1 protein-coding gene is annotated in these 3115 nt (G+C 72.5%); it reads right to left on the bottom strand.

Annotated features, from left to right (window positions below):
* A partial coding sequence (locus QK444_RS34710; protein WP_282786233.1) for an amino acid adenylation domain-containing protein occupies window positions 1–2902 on the bottom strand: 2902 nt, incomplete at its 3' end.
* Window positions 2903–3115: the final 213 nt, after the last annotated feature.

The following is a 3115-nucleotide window of genomic DNA, read 5'->3' as shown; positions in this document are numbered from 1 at the left end:
GGCCGCGCACACTCAGCTGATCGTCGACGCGACCGAGGAATTCGAGCGCACCGTCGGCCGCCACCCGCACCAGGTCGCCGGTGCGGTAGACGCGGTCCCCGGCGCCGAACGGATCGGCGACGAAACGCTCGGCCGTCGCTCCCGGACGGCCGAGATACCCCTGGGCCACGCCGGGTCCGCCCAGGTACAGCTCACCGCGCCCGCACGGCGGTGCCGGACGCACCCGCTCGTCGAGAATCAGTGCCCGCACTCCCGGCAGCGGCGGCCCGATCGGCACCGGACCGTCGGCGGTGAGCGCCCCCGATTGGGTTGCCATGACCGTGGTTTCGGTGGGGCCGTAGCCGTTGAACAGTCGCAGCGCCGGACCCCAGCGCCGCACCAGCTCGGCCGGGCAGGCTTCGCCGCCCACCACCGCCACCCGCAGTAGCGGAACCTGTTCCGGAGTGATGGTCGCCAAAACCGCCGGGGTGGTGAGGAAGTGGGTGATGGCGGCCCGGTGCAACAGTGCGGCCAGATCGGCCCCGGCCACCACGGCGGGCGGTTCGATCACCAGCCGGGCACCGGCGGCGAAGGCGGCCAGCAACTCCAGCAGATGCGCGTCGAACGACGGGGCATGCGCGTGCAGAATGCGCGAATCCCGCTCCACCCCATAGTGTTCGACAATGTGGTCGGTGAGTGGACCGAGCCCGCGGTGGGTGACGAGCACCCCTTTCGGGGTGCCGGTGGTGCCCGAGGTGTAGATGAGGTACGCCGGATGATCCCGGCGCAGCGGCCGGATCCGGTCGGCGTCGGTGACGGGCGCGCCGGATCGCCGCCGCACCCGCGCGACCGTATCCGCATCGTCGAGAACCAGCCAAGCCGGTCCCGACGGCAGCACATCGCGCGCGGATGCCACCGTCAGCCCTTGGCGCGCAACGGAATCCGCCACTACGGTCGCCAGCCGTCGCGCCGGATCGTTCGGGTCTACGGGTGCGAACGCCGCTCCGGTCTTCGCCACCGCCCACAGGGCGAGCACCGACTCGGCCGATCGCGGAATCGCCACGACGACGACAGTGCCCGGCCCCGCGCCGGATTCGATGAGTTCCCGCGCCCAGCACGACGACAGCCGGTCCAACTCGCGATACGTCCACGCACGGTCACCGTCCTCGACCGCGACCGGATCGCACCGTAGAGACACAGCCCGGTGGGCCGCCTCAGCACCGGCGCGGCGCGGCATGTCCCCAGCACCGTCGGCAGGGACACACGCCGCTCCTTCAGCACCGAGGAAACCACCCGCATCCCGGTCACCTCCGACCGGACCGCGCGCCACCGCGCCGCCCACACGGCTCTGCCCATCCCCTCCGCCCCCGGCCGGCCCGCGCTCACCCACGCCGCCCCCGACAGAGCCGCGCACGCCTTCGACACCCCGAGCATGCCCCGCCGCGGCTGCGCCGGGAATCGCGTCCCCTCCCGCATCGTCATCGATCAGGCCGGCGCGCAGCAGGTCCGGCAGCAGGCGATCGGCGCGCACCGTTGCCGGTTCCGGGCGCGCGTGCGCGGGATCCAGGCTTCGTACCGGCCGTTCCGGGTCGGTGAGGAAGCGGTCGAGATAGTCCAGGAAACCCCGATGGTGCGCGGCCAGGGCGTCGGCGGAGTACAGCTCCGGATTACCCTGCATGCCAATGGTGATGGAGCGGTCGTCAGGGCCCAGCTGATAGCCGTTGACCAGCAGATCCTCCACCGGTCCGAGCGCCAGCAGGTGCACGTGCGCGGTGAGCGCGCCCATGCGCAGGGGTTCGGTGGCGCCGAGCATGTTCACCACGGGGCCGAAACCGCCTCGTACGGTGTGGTTCTCGCCGCGGTCGCGCTGGATGTCCTCGTACCGGTAGCGCTGATGCCGCAGCGCCCCCACCAGCCGCGCCCGCACCCGCTCGACCGCCTCCGCCACGGTGGCGTCGCGAAAGTCGCCGATTCGCAGCGGAACCACATTGGATACCGATCCGGCCGAGCGGCGCAGCGCCGCGGTCGGCCGGGCCGCCACCGGCAGCGAGAGCAACACCTGGGCCGACCCGGTCATGGCGGCCAGGTAGCAGGCGAAGGCCGCGATGGCCAGTTCGGGGAAGGTGTAACCGCCCTCCCGGAAGACGGTGAGCCGATCCGCCGTGGACGGTGGCAGCGTGGCCGCCACCCGGTGCGGCGGTCGCGGCCGGGTGCCCGCGCGGCCCGCCAGCCGCACCGGTTCGCCCAGGCCCGCCACCTGTTCGGACCAGTACTCCCGGTCGGCGCGGGCGCGGGGGGAATCCGCGTAGGACCGCTCCGCTTCCAGTAGCTCGGCGATGGTCAGCGGGCCGTGCGGCGAATGCGCCGACGGCGCGGACACGTCCTCGGCATCGTCGGCGGCGTACAGCTCGACGGTCCGGCGCAGCAGCACCGCCGCGCCGATACCGTCCAGCACGATGTGATGGCTGCGCAGATACAGCAGATGCGTATCGGGCTGCACCCGCAACAGCGTGGCGACGGTCAGCGCATCGGTGTGCAGATTCAGCGGCGCGGTGTGGTCGCGCTCCATCCGCTCCCGGGCGACCGCGACCGGGTCGGCGTCCGCGGTGAGGTCCGCGTAGCCCATCGGCGCGAAGGCGTCCGGATCCAGGAACTGCCGGGGATGACCGTCCACGATCCGGAACCGCACGTGCGGGGACTGCAACTCCCACGCCGCCCGCGCCGCGCACTCGCGCAGCCGCTGTTCCCGCAGCGGTCCGCGCAGCTCCAGGTACATGGCGACGGTATTGGGCACCTCCGGATACAGCTGCTGTGCCACCCACCAGCGCAATTGGGCCACCGACAGCGGCAGGTCGGTCGGCGCGACCCGGGGTGTCGCCGCGGCGGACCGTGACAGCTCCACGTCTCCATCGGCTCGCGCCAACGTGCCTCCTCACCCCCGAGCAGCAGTGTTCGAACCGTCCCGCTGGCAACCTACGGCATGGACCGGCCGCGACCGGGGAGGAACCGCCGTGCCGCCCCGGTTCGGGTGGAGTCGCGTGGGTCAGGTGATCTGGCGGTCGAGGAACGGTGTCGGTTGCGCGACGGAACGGTGGAGTCACCGCACGTCGGCGCGTCGGCGGGCGCGCCGTGCTCG

The organism is Nocardia sp. CC201C (assembly GCF_030010695.1).
Lineage (GTDB): Bacteria > Actinomycetota > Actinomycetes > Mycobacteriales > Mycobacteriaceae > Nocardia > Nocardia otitidiscaviarum.
The sequence above is the reverse complement of the archived record's forward strand: the minus strand, read 5'-3'. Positions and strand labels throughout refer to the sequence as shown.